General features: G+C 62.6%; 17 protein-coding genes. 10 read left to right on the plus strand and 7 right to left on the minus strand.

Going from position 1 to position 15,733, the window contains the following annotated elements; translation table 11 throughout:
- The first annotated feature begins 169 nt into the window (after positions 1–169).
- Positions 170–1,879, plus strand: coding sequence for a GGDEF domain-containing protein (locus FLQ03_RS13490; protein WP_144370696.1), 1,710 nt, complete (start codon positions 170–172; stop codon positions 1,877–1,879).
- Between the two features lie 134 nt (positions 1,880–2,013).
- On the opposite strand, the gene FLQ03_RS13495 is transcribed toward FLQ03_RS13490, so the two are convergent.
- The 5 genes from FLQ03_RS13495 to lptM all read right to left on the minus strand — a co-directional run bounded on the left by FLQ03_RS13495 (position 2,014) and on the right by lptM (position 6,038).
- Positions 2,014–3,189 carry a hypothetical protein gene (locus FLQ03_RS13495; RefSeq protein ID WP_170252419.1) on the minus strand — a complete coding sequence of 392 codons (1,176 nt, stop codon included), beginning with the start codon at positions 3,187–3,189 and terminating at the stop codon, positions 2,014–2,016.
- Positions 3,134–4,306, minus strand: a complete 1,173-nt coding sequence (locus tag FLQ03_RS13500) for a methanobactin export MATE transporter MbnM (RefSeq protein WP_144370698.1) — start codon at positions 4,304–4,306, stop codon at positions 3,134–3,136. The genes FLQ03_RS13495 and FLQ03_RS13500 overlap by 56 nt, the downstream gene beginning before the upstream one ends.
- A complete protein-coding gene (locus tag FLQ03_RS13505) occupies positions 4,303–5,298 on the minus strand; it encodes an MbnP family copper-binding protein (RefSeq protein ID WP_144370699.1) in 996 nt (331 codons plus the stop codon). Before FLQ03_RS13505 ends, FLQ03_RS13500 begins: the two co-directional genes overlap by 4 nt.
- 129 nt (positions 5,299–5,427) lie before the next feature.
- Entirely contained in the window at positions 5,428–5,925 is a 498-nt protein-coding gene (locus FLQ03_RS13510) for a GNAT family N-acetyltransferase (protein WP_144370700.1), read from the minus strand.
- Positions 5,922–6,038: an LPS translocon maturation chaperone LptM gene (gene lptM, locus FLQ03_RS13515; RefSeq protein WP_144370701.1), complete on the minus strand. Its 117-nt coding sequence runs from the start codon at positions 6,036–6,038 to the stop codon at positions 5,922–5,924. Before lptM ends, FLQ03_RS13510 begins: the two co-directional genes overlap by 4 nt.
- A gap of 94 nt (positions 6,039–6,132) precedes the next feature.
- Here lptM and cyaY point away from each other — a divergent pair, with 94 nt between their 5' ends.
- From cyaY to FLQ03_RS13560, 9 genes are all read left to right on the plus strand, one after another.
- Positions 6,133–6,450 (plus strand): iron donor protein CyaY, encoded by a 318-nt coding sequence (gene cyaY / locus FLQ03_RS13520; RefSeq protein WP_144370702.1) that lies wholly within the window; start codon positions 6,133–6,135, stop codon positions 6,448–6,450.
- Complete coding sequence (locus tag FLQ03_RS13525) at positions 6,451–6,858, plus strand: YqaA family protein (RefSeq protein WP_144370703.1); 408 nt, start codon at positions 6,451–6,453, stop codon at positions 6,856–6,858.
- A gap of 212 nt (positions 6,859–7,070) precedes the next feature.
- Entirely contained in the window at positions 7,071–7,850 is a 780-nt protein-coding gene (rsmA, locus tag FLQ03_RS13530; protein ID WP_144370704.1) for a 16S rRNA (adenine(1518)-N(6)/adenine(1519)-N(6))-dimethyltransferase RsmA, read from the plus strand.
- A 124-nt stretch (positions 7,851–7,974) separates the two neighbouring features.
- Complete coding sequence (locus FLQ03_RS13535) at positions 7,975–8,709, plus strand: amino acid ABC transporter ATP-binding protein (protein WP_144370705.1); 735 nt, start codon at positions 7,975–7,977, stop codon at positions 8,707–8,709.
- A 76-nt stretch (positions 8,710–8,785) separates the two neighbouring features.
- Positions 8,786–9,682, plus strand: coding sequence for a glutamate/aspartate ABC transporter substrate-binding protein (locus FLQ03_RS13540; protein ID WP_144370706.1), 897 nt, complete (start codon positions 8,786–8,788; stop codon positions 9,680–9,682).
- A 123-nt stretch (positions 9,683–9,805) separates the two neighbouring features.
- Positions 9,806–10,549, plus strand: a complete 744-nt coding sequence (locus tag FLQ03_RS13545) for an amino acid ABC transporter permease (RefSeq protein WP_144370707.1) — start codon at positions 9,806–9,808, stop codon at positions 10,547–10,549.
- A complete protein-coding gene (locus FLQ03_RS13550) occupies positions 10,549–11,214 on the plus strand; it encodes an amino acid ABC transporter permease (RefSeq protein WP_144370708.1) in 666 nt (221 codons plus the stop codon). Before FLQ03_RS13545 ends, FLQ03_RS13550 begins: the two co-directional genes overlap by 1 nt.
- Positions 11,215–11,216: 2 nt before the next feature.
- Positions 11,217–11,951, plus strand: a complete 735-nt coding sequence (locus FLQ03_RS13555) for an amino acid ABC transporter ATP-binding protein (RefSeq protein WP_144370854.1) — start codon at positions 11,217–11,219, stop codon at positions 11,949–11,951.
- 295 nt (positions 11,952–12,246) lie between these two features.
- Positions 12,247–13,458, plus strand: a complete 1,212-nt coding sequence (locus tag FLQ03_RS13560) for an EAL and HDOD domain-containing protein (RefSeq protein WP_144370709.1) — start codon at positions 12,247–12,249, stop codon at positions 13,456–13,458.
- A 75-nt stretch (positions 13,459–13,533) separates the two neighbouring features.
- On the opposite strand, the gene FLQ03_RS13565 is transcribed toward FLQ03_RS13560, so the two are convergent.
- Together FLQ03_RS13565 and FLQ03_RS13570 are read right to left on the minus strand one after the other, a co-directional pair.
- A complete protein-coding gene (locus tag FLQ03_RS13565) occupies positions 13,534–14,670 on the minus strand; it encodes a PilT/PilU family type 4a pilus ATPase (RefSeq protein ID WP_144370710.1) in 1,137 nt (378 codons plus the stop codon).
- A 12-nt stretch (positions 14,671–14,682) separates the two neighbouring features.
- Positions 14,683–15,720, minus strand: coding sequence for a type IV pilus twitching motility protein PilT (locus FLQ03_RS13570; protein ID WP_144370711.1), 1,038 nt, complete (start codon positions 15,718–15,720; stop codon positions 14,683–14,685).
- Positions 15,721–15,733: the final 13 nt, after the last annotated feature.

The raw sequence follows: 15,733 nt of genomic DNA on the forward strand, positions 1-15,733 counted from the left end.
AACATTCGTCGGCGTGGTTTTTGCTTTTCCACCGCAAGCCGGTGCGGTGGGTATGATTTGCGCTTGCGCTTGCGCTTGCGCTGCGGGCATCGGCCCGGCACTGCGCAGCGATACCGGGCCGGCACGCGTGGCAGTGCTGCCGCAGTGACATTCATTGAAACGATCAGGCATGACTGAATTTGCAAGCTCCAGCCAGGCTCAGGCGCTCAAGCGCAAGATCAGCCTGGCCTTACGCCGTTCGCGCCAGTGCCGCGATAACGGCCAGCACCAGATCGGGGTGACGGCCGCCGAGGAAGCCCTGTTGCTGTGCGACCTGCCGCAGCATCGGGTGCAATGGCAGCAAGCCATGGCCCTGCTGGCACACCACCAGTTCCGTATGGGACATTTTGCCGATGCGGTGCGCAGCGGGCTGGAGGTGGCGGCCACGCTGGATTTTGCCCGCCAGGCCGCCGAACGGGCCGACGTGCTGTGCGTGGTGGCCATTGCCTGCAACGAAATGGGCCTGATGCAGGACGGGTTGAAGTACGCGCTGGAAGCGTTGGCCGCGGCCCGCACCAGCGGTGACCCGGAACTGGCGGTCATGGCGCTGAACCGTGCCGGCGTATGTACCTACGGTGCGCTCGCCGACATGGAGCAAGGCGTGCAGTTGCTGCAGCAAGCCGCCGAACAGGCGCGTGCCGGCGACTACGGCCACGCGCTGTTTGCCGCGCTGAACAATCTGGGCACGCTGTACAGCAGCGAGGGTCGCAAGCTGCTGCAACTGGAACGCCAGGCCGAGGCACACGTGATGTTGCACCAGGCACTGCGCTACTACGGCGAGGCCTGGGACAGCGTGGCGCATCACGATAACCGCCACCAGTGGGCGATGCTGCACACCAACCTGGCCGAAGCCTATGTTGATCTGGGGGAATACGAGCAAGGCGCCCGTGCCCTGGCCACGCTGCGCGCGGCGCTGGCCGGCAGCGACTTTCACTCCCTGCAGCGCAATGCCGACCTGATCGAGGCGTCGCTGCTGCAGCGCACCGGCCGCCTGGACGAGGCCGTGGCCGCGTTGCAGCAGATGTTGTCGTTGCCAGGCAGCATGATCGAGTTCGAAATGCGCCAGTTCGCGCAGGAGCAGCTGTACCAGCTGTACAAGCGCAGCGGCCAGTTCGAGCTGGCGCTGGGCCAGCTGGAAGCGCTGCGCCGCAGCGAACAGGAACAAAACATCCAGCGCAGCAGTACCCAGGGCTGGGCCATCCGCAAGGAACTGGAGATCACCAGCGCGCAGCTGGCGGCCGAGCGGGAACGCTTGCAGGCCGAGCGCGAACGCCTGCGAACCGCGCAGCTGGAAGCCGAAAAAATCGTGACCGAGGCCCGCGTCAGCGAGCTGGAACAAGCGGTGCTGATCGACCCGCTAACCGGCGTGGGCAACCGCCGCTGCCTGGACCGCGAAGGGCCGTCCCGGCTGGCGGCGCTGGGGCATCACCCGCACGTCGGCCTGGCGGTGGTGGTGCTGGACCTGGATCATTTCAAATCCATCAACGACCGTTTCGGCCACGCTGTGGGCGATGAAGTGCTGAAGAAAGTGGCGCAAATCATCGCGCTGCGCACCCGCAGCAGCGACCTGACCGTACGCTTTGGCGGCGAAGAATTCGTGCTGTTGCTGATGGAGCAGTCGCTGGAAAGCGCGCTGGCGTGCTGCGAACGGCTGCGGCTGGCGATCCTGGATTACAGCTGGCACGAGGTCCACCCGCTGTTGCACGTGACTGCCAGCTTCGGTATCCAGTGGTGCCCGGCGCCTCAGCCGTGGGAGCAGGCGCTGCGGCAGGCCGACCTGGCGCTGTACCAGGCCAAGCGCCACGGTCGCAACCGTTTGCAGTTGGCCACGCTCAATTAGCCAGTATGCACAAGCAAGCCGCCCATCGGGCGGCTTGGTTTTTTTGCGGCCAACGTAGGCGGTAAGCCGCCGCCTGGCGGTTTGCAAAGACAGCGCCTGCTGGTGTGGCCAGCAGGCGTTGACGTGCCACGGCGCTACAGCAAGTCCAGCTTTTGCTGCCAGCGCAGCAGCCAGCGTTCGCGCGAACGCGGGTCGGTCTGGTCTTCCTGCCATTCCAGCGCTAGCTGCCCGTCTTTGGCCGCTTGCCAACGCAGGCGCGCGCCCAGTACTTCCGGCTGGTGGCGGCTGTTGCTTATGCCGGCTTCGCTGGCCAGGATCGCCGCGTTGTTGCCGCTTACGGTATGGCGCAGGCGCAGGCGCTCGTAGCGCAGCGCAGCGTCCAGGCCCCACGGCAAGGCGTAGCTTGCGTCCAGCCCCAGCCAGTCGCTGCGGCCATCATAGTTCACCCGGCCGGTGGGGCTGGCCAGCGTGCCCTGCTCGCGCCGGCTGCCGACGGCACCGCGTAGCGTGACACCGTACAGTTGGCCGCGGGCGGCCAGCTCCAGCCACTGGCCGTCGCCGTTCAGGCAGGCCAGCGTGCTCTGGCAGCCGCTGGCGCCACCGTGGCTATGGCTGTGGCCATCGCCGGCCAGCGCATTCTGGCGTGTCACGCGCGGGGTGTCGGCGGCGGTCAGGCCTAGCTGCAGCGGGCCGAGGTCCTGCTCCAGCGCCAGCAACCACAGCCCGGCTTGTGCGCCCGGGCGGCGGGTGCCGGGGTTGCTTTCACCGCGCAGGGCCGACAGCGTCAGGCGGCGGCCCGGTTGCTGCAGTTGCAGTGCCAGCCCGCTGTCGTGCCAGTGGTCGTGGCCGCCGGTGAGCAGGGTGTCACGCAGGCTGCTGCGCCCCCATTCGTCGGCGGCCAGCGCTTGGGCCGGGCTGAAGCGGCCGGCTTGCAGCGCAAGCTGGCCTGGGATGGCGGCCCAGCGCAGCCAGGCCTGGTCGTTGGCCAGCTGTTCGCGCTCGCGGTCGTAGCTGACCGCCCAGTGCGATTGCAGCTGCGCGTCCCAGCGGGCATGCCAGTCCAGCGTGCTGCGGTCGGCGTTGAGCTCGCGCAGGCTGGCGGCGGCCGGGTGGTCGATCTGGTTGAGGGCGGCCGGCGCGCGCTGGCTGCCGCGCCCCTGGCGCAGATCCAGGTTGAGCGATAGCTGTTGTGCCGCTACGGCGCTGCCCTCGTCGTCATCGTGCGCCACGCCGTCGTGTGCCCAGCTGCCAGTGCTACTGGCCAGCAGGGAAAGGATTGCTAAAGCGCGGGTTGCTGAGAAGTGTGTCATCGGTAAGGGTCTTCAGAAAGGCAATGATGTCCTGTTTGTCCTGGGCGCTCAGGTTGATGCGCGCGATCAGGTCGCTCTTGTACGGGTTCAGCCGGCCGTCACCTGCGTGCGGCCCGCTGGTGATGTTGCGGCCACCGGCAGCGTAGAAATCCAGCACCTCTTCCAGCGTGGCGATGCTGCCGTCGTGCATGTAGGGCGCCGTTTTGGCGATATTGCGCAGGCTGGAGGCGCGGAAGGCGCCCATGTCGGCCGGCAGGCTGGTGAACTCGAACAGGCCGCGGTTGGGGAAGGGAAAGCCACCCTTGCCGTCAATGTTGTACAGGCCGGTGTTGTGGAAGGCGCGGTTGACGGTCGGGCTGCCCAGGTGGTTGGTCTGGTCGTTGAAGTTGAAGCTGCCGTGGCAGTGGAAGCACTCGGCGGTTTCGCCCATGAACAGCTGCATGCCACGCAGCTCTTCGGCGCTGAGCACGGCCTGTTTCTTCAGATAGCGGTCGTATTTGCTGTCGAAACTCACCAGCCCGCGCTGGAAGGTGGCAATCGCCTTGATGATGTTGCCAAAGGTGATCACGTCACCGCTGCTGCCGAATACCTCGGCAAAGCGCTGGCGGTAGCCGGCGTCGGCCTTGATGCGCGCCAGAACTGCGCCCTTGTTGCTGTCGTCGATGCCCATTTCCACCGGGTCGGTGCCAAACAGCGGTACTTCCATCTGCCGCTCCAGCGTAGTGAGCGAGGGGTTGGCCCAGGTGTAGGTGCTGTGCCAGGCGCTGTTGGCCAAGTGCTGCGCGTTGCGGTGTGTCAGCTCGCCGGTGCTGCCGGGCGAGACGGCCAGACCATCGGTAAAGGCCTTGTCCTGATGGTGGCAGCTGGCGCAACTCTGGGTACCGTTGCCGGACAGGCGCTTGTCGTAGAACAGCTGGCGGCCAAGCTGGAACTTGGCTTCGCTCATCGGGTTGTCAGCGGGCACGACCGGGGTGGGTACGTCGGCCGGCAGGTTCCACTGCCAGCCGCTGCTGCTGCGCGACGGGTCGATGACGGTGGTGCCGCCGGCACCGCCGCCGCCCAGACAGCCGGCCAGCAGCGCACTGCTGGCCAGGGAGATCAGCAGTGCTCGCATCATTTGCTTTCTACACGGAAGGCCGGCACGTTGCTGCCGTCCGCCTTGGGCTGGCCTTGGTTACCGCTGCCAGCCGGGTTGGCCGTCAGGTACAGATCCAGCTTGTCGAAGACCGCCGGGCATTCCGGGTCGGTGCTGCCGCTCATGCAGCCGACGGCGCCGCCACTGTCTTGCGACAGGTTGCTGCCGGCCAGTAGCTGCTGGATGTCCAGCACCACTTGCTGGCTGGACGGGTTGAAGGCAGCAAACTTCACCGCTCCGCGATTGGGGTTGCTGCAGCTTACGCCCAGACCGGTGGTGGCATCGCCGCCGGTGCAGTTGGTCGAGCCAAGGTGAATGTTGAAGGTGGTGGCGGTGGTGGGCGGGGTGGTCGGGCGGGCGACGCCGCCTACCGGGTTGACTTCCACCTTCATGAACTTGCGGCCAACCTGCCAGCTCCAGGCCATGGCGGCAATGTTCAGGGGTGCCGGTGCCGTGGCGGTGGGCAGGTGGTTCATGCCCACGGTGCTGCCACTACTATTGGTGGCGGTGGACGGCACGCCAACCTGGAAGCTCAAGCCGACGTAGTTACCGCTATCGATGGTGCCTTGCACCAGATTATTGGTGGCGGCAGTGCCGGCGCTGGCGCAGGCGCCGGCGGCGTTTTCAAAGTCCAGCAGCGCGGTATTCAGGTATTGCCACTGGTTGTCCTGGGTCAGTTTTACCGGTACAGCGTTGCCCTGTGCCGTGATCAGCTTGACGTCGTGTACGTAAAAGCGCGCGTCTTTCAGGTCGGCGCTGACCGCACCCGTGCCCAGGCTGCTGATGGCGTTGCCGCAGCTAACACTGTTGTTACCGGATTTCAGGGCAAACTGGATGCTGACCGAGGTGGGGCTGCTCGTGTTTGTCGTGCTGGTGCTGGTCGTCGCGGTGGTCTCGCCGCCGCCCCCGCCTCCGCCGAGGCAGGCGGTCAGCAACAGTGGCAGGGTGGCGAGCGGAAGCAGTGCAGTGCGCATGAAAGGTTCTCCTTTGTGTCGGTATTGATACAAAGGAGGATTATCCCGATGCATGACGTCATGCTAGTGCGACAAATTGTCGCGCCAATGCGGCCAAACGTCGCAGATCGTGCCAGCTTTTGCGCTAGATCAGGCTTTTTGCGCAGTGGGCAAGCGCTTTTCCATCATCTGGTATGGTGTGCCGCCGAGGCCGGATTCGGCAAAACCCTGGCCCAGGTACAGCTGGCGGCCAACGTGGTTGTCGGCGCGCACTTCCAGTGTCACCTTGGCGCAGCCGCGCAGCGCGGCTGCTTGTTCTACCGCTTGCAGCAAGGCCTTGCCCAGCCCCAGGCCGCGTGCGGCAGGCAGCACCGACAGGTCGTGCAGATTACATACCGGTGCGGCGTAGAAGCTGGAAAAACCCAGTACGCACAGCGCGTGGCCAACCGCTTCGCCGTCGCGTTCGGCGATCAGGGCAAACAGGCCGGGGTGGCGGCCCAGCGCGGCAGGCAGGTGCTGGCGTGCCTGTGCGGACAAGCCCTCGCCGCCGCCCATGGCGTCGCGCGCGTAAGCGTCGGTCAGTTGCGTCAGCAGCTGGCAGTCGGCAGGGTCGGCCAGGTTGGCCGCACGCAGGGTGATGCCGCTCATGGTGCCGGGCTGGTGTGGTTTTGTGCCGGTGCCTTGGGCAGGTAGAGCGGGCCTTTGTAGCCGCAGGCAGTGACGGCAAGGCTGAGCAGGGCAAGCAGCAGGAGGTGACGCATACGGATTCCGGGGGCTATGGCAAAATGGCAGTCTATCAGGCCCGCCCGCCAGCCCCAAGCGCGCGGCGGCCAACCTTGTTACAGGATGCCACCCATGACCGAAAGTGATTTTCTTGACCTGACCGACCGCATCTTCCGTCGTATCGAAGACGCGCTCGAAGAGGCCGGCCTGGATACCGACTGCCTGATCAGCGGCAATGTACTGGAGATCGAGTTCGACGACGGCGCCAAGATCGTGGTGAACCGTCACGTCCCGAACCAGGAGCTGTGGATCGCCGCCAAGAGCGGGGGCTTCCACTTTGCGCTGCGCGATGGCCAGTGGTTGGCCGCCCGCGACGGTGCAGAGTTTGGCGCCACGCTGTCGCAGGTGGTCAGCACCGCTGCCGGCGAAGCGTTCCGCTTTGTCGTATAAATGACGGAGCTGGCGTGGCTGGCCGGCTTGGCCGCATCGGCCTTCCTGTCGGCCACCGTGTTGCCGGGCAATTCCGAACTGGCGCTGGCTACCTTGCTAAGCCAGACGCCGCAGCTGCTGTGGCCGGCGCTGCTGGTGGCCAGCGTGGCCAACACCGCCGGCAGTGCCACCAGCCTGTGGCTGGGGCGGCGGGCGCCAGCCAAACCGTTGCCGCCGCGCACCGCGCGCTGGTTTGCCCGCTTCGGCCCGGCGACCTTGCTGCTGAGCTGGGTGCCGTTGCTGGGCGACGCGCTACCGTTGGCCGCCGGCTGGTTGCGCTTGCCCTGGTGGCCCTGCCTGGGCTGGCTGGCGGCCGGCAAGACGGCGCGTTATCTGCTGTTGGCCTGGGGGCTGCAGCAGTGGCAATAAGCGCGGTAGACGGCCTGGCGTACGCAACTGGCTGCCGTGTACGGAAATCCGGACGCCCGCCGCGGCGGTGACACCGATACAATAGCGTTTTGCCGACGCGATTTGCTGCGCCGACTCTGGCGGCAGGCAGCGTCCCCGGCAAGCCGATTTTGCAAGCTGCCACACCCTGCGCGGTGCGGGCGGCTTTCGTTTTTTGAAGAACTGAGCGTGCCATGAGCAAACACATTCCGCGTAAGCGTTTCGGGCAGAACTTCCTGCAGGACCAGCGTGTCATCGAAGACATCGTCAATGCCGTCGGCGCCAGCCGCAGCGACGTGGTGGTGGAGATCGGCCCGGGTCTGGGTGCGCTGACACGCCCGCTGTTGCAGCGTCTAGACCATCTGCATGTGGTGGAAATCGACCGTGATATCATCAGCCGCCTGCGCGGCGGGTTCGACCCGGCACGGCTTTCCATCCATGAAGGCGACGCGTTGGCCTTCGATTTCGGCAGCGTGTGCGATGGCCGTTTCAAGCTGGTTGGCAACCTGCCGTACAACATTTCTACCCCGCTGCTGTTCCATCTGGCCTGCTACGGTGACCGTGTCATCGACATGCATTTCATGCTGCAAAAAGAGGTGATCGACCGCATGGTGGCCGAGCCCTCCACCGCCGATTACGGCCGTCTGACGGTGATGTTGCAGTACCGTTTCGACATGGAACAGATCTTGCTGGTACCACCGGGAGCGTTCTACCCGCCGCCGAAAGTGGACTCGGCGGTGGTACGGATGATTCCGGATGCCGGCCGCTGTGGTGTGGCCGACAACGAAGTGCTGCTGGAAGAGGTGGTTTCCCAGGCGTTTGCCCAGCGCCGCAAGACGCTGCGCAACAACCTCAAGGGCCTGGTCAGCGACGAAGAACTGGCATCCATCGGTATCGATGCCGGCTGGCGAGCAGAAAATGTGAGCGTGGCGCAGTACGTAGCGCTGGCCAACCTGATCGCCCGTCGCGGGTAACGATGTTGCAGCGCGCCTTGAGTGTGCGCTGCCCGCTGTACACAATCCGGACATACCGGCCTGACACAAGACTGCCGCAGGCAGCTGCCAGGCTTACGCTAACTGGTGGGAAAAGAGAGAAACCATGATTCGTTTCAACAATGTGCACAAATGGTTCAAGGACCTGCATGTCCTGAACGGCATCAACCTGCAGGTACAGCAGGGCGAGGTCGTGGTGGTGTGCGGGCCGTCCGGCTCGGGTAAGTCCACGCTGATCCGCACCGTGAACCAGCTGGAAAGCATCAATGAAGGCGAAATCTGGGTGGACGGCGTCAATGTGGCCGACCCCAAGACCAATCTGAACGCGCTGCGGGCCGAAGTGGGCTTCGTGTTCCAGCACTTCAACCTCTACCCTCACCTGTCGGTGCTGGACAATATCACCCTGTCGCCTATCAAGGTAAAAGGCATGGCGCCGGCGGCGGCCGAAAAGCAGGCCGTGGCGCTGCTGGAGCGGGTGGGTCTGGCGCACAAGAAAGACGCTTTCCCGTCGCAGCTGTCCGGCGGCCAGCAACAGCGCGTGGCCATTGCCCGCGGCCTGGCCATGGAACCGCGCGTGATGCTGTTTGACGAACCTACCTCGGCTCTGGACCCGGAAATGATCGGTGAAGTGCTGAAGGTAATGAAGGATTTGGCCGAGTCCGGCATGACCATGATGGTGGTCACCCACGAAATGGGCTTTGCCCGTGAAGTGGCCGACCGCGTGGTGTTTGTCGATCACGGCCAGATAATCGAAGAAGCGCATCCGGAGCACTTCTTCACCAACCCTCAGCACGATCGCGCCAAGCAGTTCCTGCGCCAGCTGCTGACACCGATGAACTAAAAACCGCAGTAAGCCGCACCGGTGTCGGCGCGGCCTGAATAAAAAAGCAACATCCTTCGAGAAACTGGAGAAACTTATGCGTTTTACTACCCGTCTGCTGACTACTGCCGTCATCGCTTCCGCCTTTGCTGCCCCGGCCATGGCCGAAGGCACGCTGGACAAGATCAAGGAATCCGGTGTGATCGTGCTGGGTCACCGCGATGCCTCCATCCCGTTCTCCTACCTGGCTGATGGCCCGAACCCGATCGGCTACTCGCACGACCTGCAGCTGAAAGTGGTCGAAGCTGTGAAAAAACAGCTGAAAATGCCGAACCTGCAAGTGAAGTACAACCTGGTAACGTCCCAGACCCGTATTCCGCTGGTACAGAACGGCACCGTGGACCTGGAATGTGGTTCCACCACCAACAACCTGGAGCGTCAGAAACAGGTAGCGTTCTCGGTAGGCATCTTTGAAATCGGTACCCGCCTGATGACCGCCAAGACCTCCGGCGTCAAAGACTTCCCGGACCTGAAAGGCAAGAACGTGGTGACCACCGCCGGTACCACTTCCGAGCGCCTGCTGAAGGCGATGAACGCCGAGAAGCAGATGGGCATGAACATCATCTCCGCCAAAGACCATGGCGAATCGTTCCTGATGCTGGAGTCCGGCCGTGCCGTGGCCTTCATGATGGACGACGCGCTGCTGTACGGCGAAATGGCCAAGGCCAAGAACCCGGCCAACTGGGTAGTCACCGGCAAGCCGCAATCGTTCGAAATCTACGGCTGCATGATGCGCAAGGACGACCCGGCCTTCAAGAAAGTGGTAGACGACGCCATCAAGGCCACCTACAAGTCCGGCGAAGTCAACAAGATCTACAGCAAATGGTTCATGAGCCCGGTACCGCCGAAAGGCCTGAACCTGAACTTCCCGATGTCGGACGAGTTCAAGGAGCTGGTTGCCAAGCCGACCGACAAGTCTGCCGAACAGATGTAATTACTGCATGAACACCCGAGCGGGTCTGTTCAGGTTGCGGCCAACGTAACCGGGCCGGGGGCACACGCCCCCACCCGCTTGCGAAGGGGCGCGGCTTGCGCCCCTTTTTCTTTGGAGAAGTGTATGAATTACAACTGGGACTGGAACGTGTTCTTCAAGTCCACCGGTATCGGCAGCGAGATCTATCTCGACTGGTTCGTGTCCGGCCTGGGCTGGACCATTGCCGTGGCCCTGGTGGCGTGGATTTTTGCGCTGATCGTCGGTAGCGTGCTGGGTGTGATGCGCACCCTGCCCAACAAGGCGCTGTCCGGCATTGCCACCGCCTATGTCGAGCTGTTCCGTAACGTGCCGCTGCTGGTGCAGCTGTTCATCTGGTACTTCATGGTGCCCGATTTCCTGCCCGAGTCGGCGCAGGTGTGGTTCAAGCAGGAGCTGAACCCGGCGACGTCCGCCTATATCTCGGTGGTGGTATGTCTGGGCCTGTTTACCGCGGCCCGTGTCTGCGAACAGGTGCGCACCGGTATCCAGGCGCTGCCCAAAGGCCAGAGCGCTGCCGCGCTGGCGGTGGGCTTTACCCTGCCGCAGATGTACCGTCACGTACTGTTGCCGCAGGCTTTCCGCGTCATCATTCCTCCGCTGACCAGCGAATTCCTGAACATTTTCAAGAACTCGTCGGTGGCGTCGCTGATCGGCCTGATGGAGCTGCTGGCGCAAACCAAGCAGACCGCCGAATTTACCGCCAACATGTTTGAGGCGTTTACCCTGGCCACCCTGATCTACTTCGTGCTGAACATGAGCCTGATGACGTTCATGAGCTGGGTAGAGAAGAAAGTGCGCATTCCCGGCATGATGGGAGGAGCCAAATAATGGATTTCAGCCAGATTATTCCTTCGATGCCGGGCCTGATGGACGGCATGCTGATGACGCTGAAGCTGCTGGCGCTGTCGGTGGTGGGGGGCGTGGCGCTGGGTACCGTGCTGGCGCTGCTGCGCTTGTCCAGCAACCCGGTGCTGTCCGGTTTTGCCAAGGCCTACGTCAACTACTTCCGTTCCATCCCGCTGCTGCTGGTGATCACCTGGTTCTACCTGGCGGTGCCGATGCTGCTGAACTGGATTACCGGTACCTTTGTGTCGGTCGGCGCTTTCACCTCTTGCCTGGTCGCCTTCATGATGTTCGAGGCCGCCTACTACTGCGAGATCGTGCGCGCCGGTATCCAGTCCATTTCCAAGGGCCAGGAAAACGCCGCCTACGCGCTGGGCATGAACTACGGCCAGGCCATGCGCCTGATCATCCTGCCGCAGGCTTTCCGCAAGATGATGCCGCTGCTGCTGCAGCAGTCCATCATCCTGTTCCAGGATACCTCGCTGGTGTACGCCGTAGGCCTGATGGACTTCCTGAATGCCGCCCGCTCCAAGGGTGATATCGTGGGTCAACCGCACGAGTTCCTGATTTTTGCCGGTGCGGTTTACTTTGTAATCAGTTTTGGCGCCTCCATCCTGGTGAAGCGTCTGCAAAAGAGGTTGGCAGTATGAGCATGATTTCCATCAAGAACGTCAGCAAATGGTACGGCGACTTTCAGGTGCTTACCGACTGCACGACCGACGTGAAAAAAGGCGAAGTGGTGGTGGTGTGCGGCCCGTCCGGCTCCGGCAAATCCACGCTGATCAAAACCGTCAACGCGCTGGAACCGTTCCAGAAGGGCGAGATCATCGTGGACGGCACCTCGGTAGGGGATGCCAAGACCGACCTGCCCAAGCTGCGTAGCCGCGTGGGCATGGTGTTCCAGCACTTCGAACTGTTCCCGCACCTGTCCATTACCGAAAACCTGACCATCGCGCAGGAGCGTGTGCTGGGCCGCAGCAAGGACGAGGCGCTGCAGAAGGGTCTGCATTACCTGGACCGTGTCGGCCTGAAAGCGCACGCGCACAAGTTCCCTGGCCAACTGTCCGGCGGTCAGCAGCAGCGTGTGGCTATTGCCCGTGCGCTGTCGATGGACCCGATCGCCATGCTGTTCGACGAACCGACCTCGGCACTGGACCCGGAAATGGTGAACGAAGTGCTGGACGTGATGGTGGAGCTGGCCCAGGAAGGCATGACCATGATGTGCGTGACCCACGAGATGGGTTTTGCGCGCAAGGTAGCCAACCGCGTCATCTTCATGGACCGCGGCAGCATTGTGGAAGACTGCAGCAAGGACGAGTTCTTCGGCAACATCGACGCCCGCTCCGAGCGTGCCAAGCAGTTCTTGTCCAAGATCCTGCAGCATTGAGCCGGTCAGGCCGGGTCGTTGCCCGGCCGCGTTTCACATGAAACACCGCGTTTTGCTCTTGTCGCCCTGCCATGTCTGGCAGGGCTTTTTTATGGATGGCCGGTATGCGCTGGTGTTTTATTGGTATGGGTGAGACGCTTGGAATGACGGGAGGCGTGGCATATTTATTGAATGCCAATGCCTGCCTAAACGGCCGCTGTTTTATCGAGATTTTGCGCGCAGAAAGTATTTCTACGGGGTTCTGTTCGCTCTGCGCTTGGGCTACCATCTTTCCGTTCACTCCAGAATCCTAGCCATGTATTCCACGATTTATCTCGGGCGGCAGCCTATCGTCGATGCCCAGCAAAAGCGCGTAGCCTACGAATTGTTGTTCCGCTCCGGTCCGGAAAACCGTGCGTTATTCCAGGACGATGTGAATGCAACGGCGTCGGTCATCCGCCATGCCTTTATCGACCTGGGCCTGTCGCGGGTACTGGAGGGTTGTCCGGGGTTCGTGAATGTCAGCGAGAAGCTGCTGTTCAGCCCGGTGCTGGATTTGCTGCCGCCTGACATCATCATTCTGGAAATTCTGGAAAGCGTAAAACTGACGCCGTCGGTGTACGAGCGTTGCGCCCAGCTCAAGGCACGCGGTTTCCAGCTGGCCCTGGACGACGTGTGCGACATCTCGCCCGCCATGGCCCAGTTGCTGCCGCTGGTGGACTACCTGAAGTTCGATCTGCAACAGATTGCCCTGGCGGATCTGCCTTGCCTGCTGCAGCGGCTGGCGGGGTTTCGCGGCCAACTGCTGGCCGAGAAAGTCGATACCTTCGAGCAATTCGAAGCGTGCCGCCAGCTGGGTATTGGCCTGTTCCAGGGCTATTTCTTTGCCCGCCCCACCGTGATGAGCCATAACCGTGCCCACCCGCACCGCGCGCTGTTGCTGCGCTTGCTGGGCCTGGTGATGAGCGATGCCGACGTGACCGAGCTGGAAGCGGTGTTCAAGGCTGCGCCCGATATGGTGGTGGGGCTGCTCAAGCTGGTGAATGCCGCCGAGTCTTACCGTCAGCCGGTTGGTTCCATCCGTGAGGCCATCATCACGTTGGGGACATCCAAGCTGAAGCGCTGGGCGCTGATCATCCTGTTTGCGGCCGACTGCCGGCCATCGCAAGGCCCCAGCCCGCTGCTGGAAATGGCGGTGGTGCGTGGCCGCATGATGGAGTTACTGGCAGCCGACTACCACATCGACCCCGACGAGGCTTTCATGACCGGCGTGCTGTCGCTGGCCGATAGCCTGTTGGCCACCCCGATGGCCGAGCTGGTGGCCGGCCTGGCGCTGAGCCAGCAGGTGCAGCATGCCTTGTTGTCTCACGAGGGTACGCTGGGCGAACTGCTGTCGCAGGTAAAACTGGCGGAGTGCCAGGAGCAAAGCTCGCCGCTGCCCCAGATCGACGCCGAGCGTTACAACCAGTTGCAGCTGGACGCTCTGGCCTGGGTGCGCGAAACCTGGAGCGACGACTTTCTGGGCTGAAGGTTGGCCGCACGCGCACACTAAAAAAGCCGGCAGTTGCCGGCTTTTTGCGTTCAGCAAGCGGCTTGGCCGCGGCTAGACGATATCGAGGTGATCCAGCCCGTCCAGCGGGTTGTGCTGTTTGGCTTTCTCGCTGTACAGCTTGATCTGCAGGCGCAGGTCGTTAATGGAGTCGGCATTGCGCAGCGCGTCTTCGTAGCTGACGCTGCCGGCTTCAAACAGATCGAACAGGGCCTGGTCGAAGGTCTGCATGCCCGATTCGCGCGAGCGACCCATCACCTCTTTGATACCGCTGATTTCACCCTTGAAGATCATGTCCGAGATCAGCGGGCTGTTCAGCAGGATTTCCACGGCGGCGGTCCGCCCTTTGCTGCCTTTGAGCGGTACCAGCCGCTGCGAGATGATGGCGCGCATGTTCAGCGACAGGTCCATCAACACCTGCTGGTGGCGTTCTTCCGGGAAGAAGTTGAGGATGCGGTCCAGCGCCTGGTTGGCATTGTTGGCGTGCAGTGTGGCCAGGCACAGGTGGCCGGTTTCGGCGAATTGCAGGCCGTACATCATTGACTCGCGGTCGCGGATCTCGCCCATCAGGATCACGTCCGGTGCCTGGCGCAGCGTGTTCTTCAGCGCCACTTCCCAGCTTTCGGTATCCACGCCGATCTCGCGCTGGGTAATGATGCTCTTCTTGTGGTTGTGTACGTACTCGATCGGGTCTTCGATGGTGATGATGTGGTCGGCCGTGGTGCTGTTGCGCCAGTCCACCAGCGCCGCCAGCGAGGTAGATTTACCAGAGCCGGTACCGCCAACGAAGATCACCAGCCCGCGCTTGATCAGCGCGATGTCCTTCAGTACGTCGGGCAGGCCCAGCCCGTCCAGGGTAGGAATCTCGGTGTTGATCTTGCGCAGCACCATGCCGGCGCTACCCTGTTGTACGTAGGCGCTGACGCGGAAGCGGCCAATGCCGGGCGGGCTGATGGCAAAGTTGGCTTCACGGGTGGCTTCGAACTCTTCGGTCTGGCGGTCGTTCATGACCGAGCGCACCAGCTCCTTGGTGTGCTGCGCAGTCAGCGGCTGCGGCGCGACCGGGGTGATCTTGCCGTCGATCTTCATCGCCGGTGGAAAGTCGGCGCTGATGAAGATATCGGACGCGTTCTTGCTGATGGCGTGCTTCAGCAAGTCGTGGATGAATCTCGATGCCTGGTCTTTTTCCATTGCCTACTCCGCTCAGAATGCGTCCTTGTTGCTGGCCTTGGTGCGCGCCTCCTGCACCGATACATGGCCGTGGCGCACCAGTTCTTGCAGGCACTGGTCCAGCGTCTGCATGCCGTGTTGCTGGCCGGTCTGGATCATGGAATTGATCTGCGCGATCTTGTTTTCGCGGATCAGGTTGCGGATGGCCGGGGTGCCGATCATGATCTCGTGCGCCGCAATACGGCCGCTTTCGTCCTTGGTTTTGAGCAGGCTCTGCGAGATCACCGCGCGCAGGCTTTCCGACAGCATGGAGCGCACCATTTCCTTTTCGCCGGCGGGGAACACGTCGACGATACGGTCGATGGTCTTGGCCGCGCTGCTGGTGTGCAGGGTGCCAAATACCAGGTGGCCGGTTTCTGCCGCCGACAGTGCCAGGCGGATGGTTTCCAGGTCTCGCATCTCGCCGACCAGGATCACGTCCGGGTCTTCACGCAGCGCACTGCGTAGTGCCGCCGAAAAGCTGCGCGTCTGCGAGCCCAGCTCACGCTGGTTCACCAGTGATTTCTTGCTTTCGTGCACAAACTCGATCGGGTCTTCTACGGTCAGGATGTGCGAGTAGTGGTTGGTATTGATGTAGTCGATCATCGCCGCTAGCGTGGTGGATTTACCCGAGCCAGTGGGGCCGGTCACCAGCACGATGCCGCGCGGATAGTCGGAAATATCCTTGAAAATGCGCGGTGCACCCAGGTCTTCCAGGGTCAGTACGCGTGACGGAATGACGCGGAACACGGCACCGATACCACGGTTTTGCACGAACACGTTCACCCGGAAACGTGCCACGCCCGGCACCTCGAACGAGAAGTCGGCCTCGAAAGTGTCTTCGAAGATCTTGCGCTGGTAGTCATTCATGATGTCGTACACCATGTCGTGCACATCGTGATGTGCCAGCGGCGGCAGGTTGATGCGGCGGATATCGCCATGCACGCGTATCATCGGCGGCAAACCGGCCGACAAATGCAGGTCAGAGGCTTTGTTCTTGACCGTAAAGGCCAGAAGGTCAGATATTTCCATATATTTCTCCGGG

The sequence above is a fragment of the Vogesella urethralis genome (assembly GCF_007644045.2).
In the GTDB taxonomy this organism is placed as follows: Bacteria; Pseudomonadota; Gammaproteobacteria; order Burkholderiales; family Chromobacteriaceae; genus Vogesella; species Vogesella urethralis.

Excerpts from the sequence above, each read along its gene's own strand:
- FLQ03_RS13510 (WP_144370700.1), bottom strand. The coding sequence starts at position 5,925 with ATGAGCGGCATCACCCTGCGTGCGGCCAACCTGGCCGACCCTGCCGAC.
- FLQ03_RS13495 (WP_170252419.1), bottom strand. The coding sequence starts at position 3,189 with ATGACACACTTCTCAGCAACCCGCGCTTTAGCAATCCTTTCCCTGCTG.
- FLQ03_RS13505 (WP_144370699.1), bottom strand. The coding sequence starts at position 5,298 with ATGCGCACTGCACTGCTTCCGCTCGCCACCCTGCCACTGTTGCTGACC.
- FLQ03_RS13560 (WP_144370709.1), top strand. The coding sequence starts at position 12,247 with ATGTATTCCACGATTTATCTCGGGCGGCAGCCTATCGTCGATGCCCAG.
- FLQ03_RS13550 (WP_144370708.1), top strand. The coding sequence starts at position 10,549 with ATGGATTTCAGCCAGATTATTCCTTCGATGCCGGGCCTGATGGACGGC.
- rsmA (WP_144370704.1), top strand. The coding sequence starts at position 7,071 with ATGAGCAAACACATTCCGCGTAAGCGTTTCGGGCAGAACTTCCTGCAG.
- cyaY (WP_144370702.1), top strand. The coding sequence starts at position 6,133 with ATGACCGAAAGTGATTTTCTTGACCTGACCGACCGCATCTTCCGTCGT.
- FLQ03_RS13570 (WP_144370711.1), bottom strand. The coding sequence starts at position 15,720 with ATGGAAATATCTGACCTTCTGGCCTTTACGGTCAAGAACAAAGCCTCT.
- FLQ03_RS13540 (WP_144370706.1), top strand. The coding sequence starts at position 8,786 with ATGCGTTTTACTACCCGTCTGCTGACTACTGCCGTCATCGCTTCCGCC.
- FLQ03_RS13525 (WP_144370703.1), top strand. The coding sequence starts at position 6,451 with ATGACGGAGCTGGCGTGGCTGGCCGGCTTGGCCGCATCGGCCTTCCTG.
- FLQ03_RS13565 (WP_144370710.1), bottom strand. The coding sequence starts at position 14,670 with ATGGAAAAAGACCAGGCATCGAGATTCATCCACGACTTGCTGAAGCAC.
- FLQ03_RS13555 (WP_144370854.1), top strand. The coding sequence starts at position 11,217 with ATGATTTCCATCAAGAACGTCAGCAAATGGTACGGCGACTTTCAGGTG.
- FLQ03_RS13545 (WP_144370707.1), top strand. The coding sequence starts at position 9,806 with ATGAATTACAACTGGGACTGGAACGTGTTCTTCAAGTCCACCGGTATC.
- FLQ03_RS13535 (WP_144370705.1), top strand. The coding sequence starts at position 7,975 with ATGATTCGTTTCAACAATGTGCACAAATGGTTCAAGGACCTGCATGTC.
- FLQ03_RS13490 (WP_144370696.1), top strand. The coding sequence starts at position 170 with ATGACTGAATTTGCAAGCTCCAGCCAGGCTCAGGCGCTCAAGCGCAAG.
- FLQ03_RS13500 (WP_144370698.1), bottom strand. The coding sequence starts at position 4,306 with ATGATGCGAGCACTGCTGATCTCCCTGGCCAGCAGTGCGCTGCTGGCC.
- lptM (WP_144370701.1), bottom strand. The coding sequence starts at position 6,038 with ATGCGTCACCTCCTGCTGCTTGCCCTGCTCAGCCTTGCCGTCACTGCC.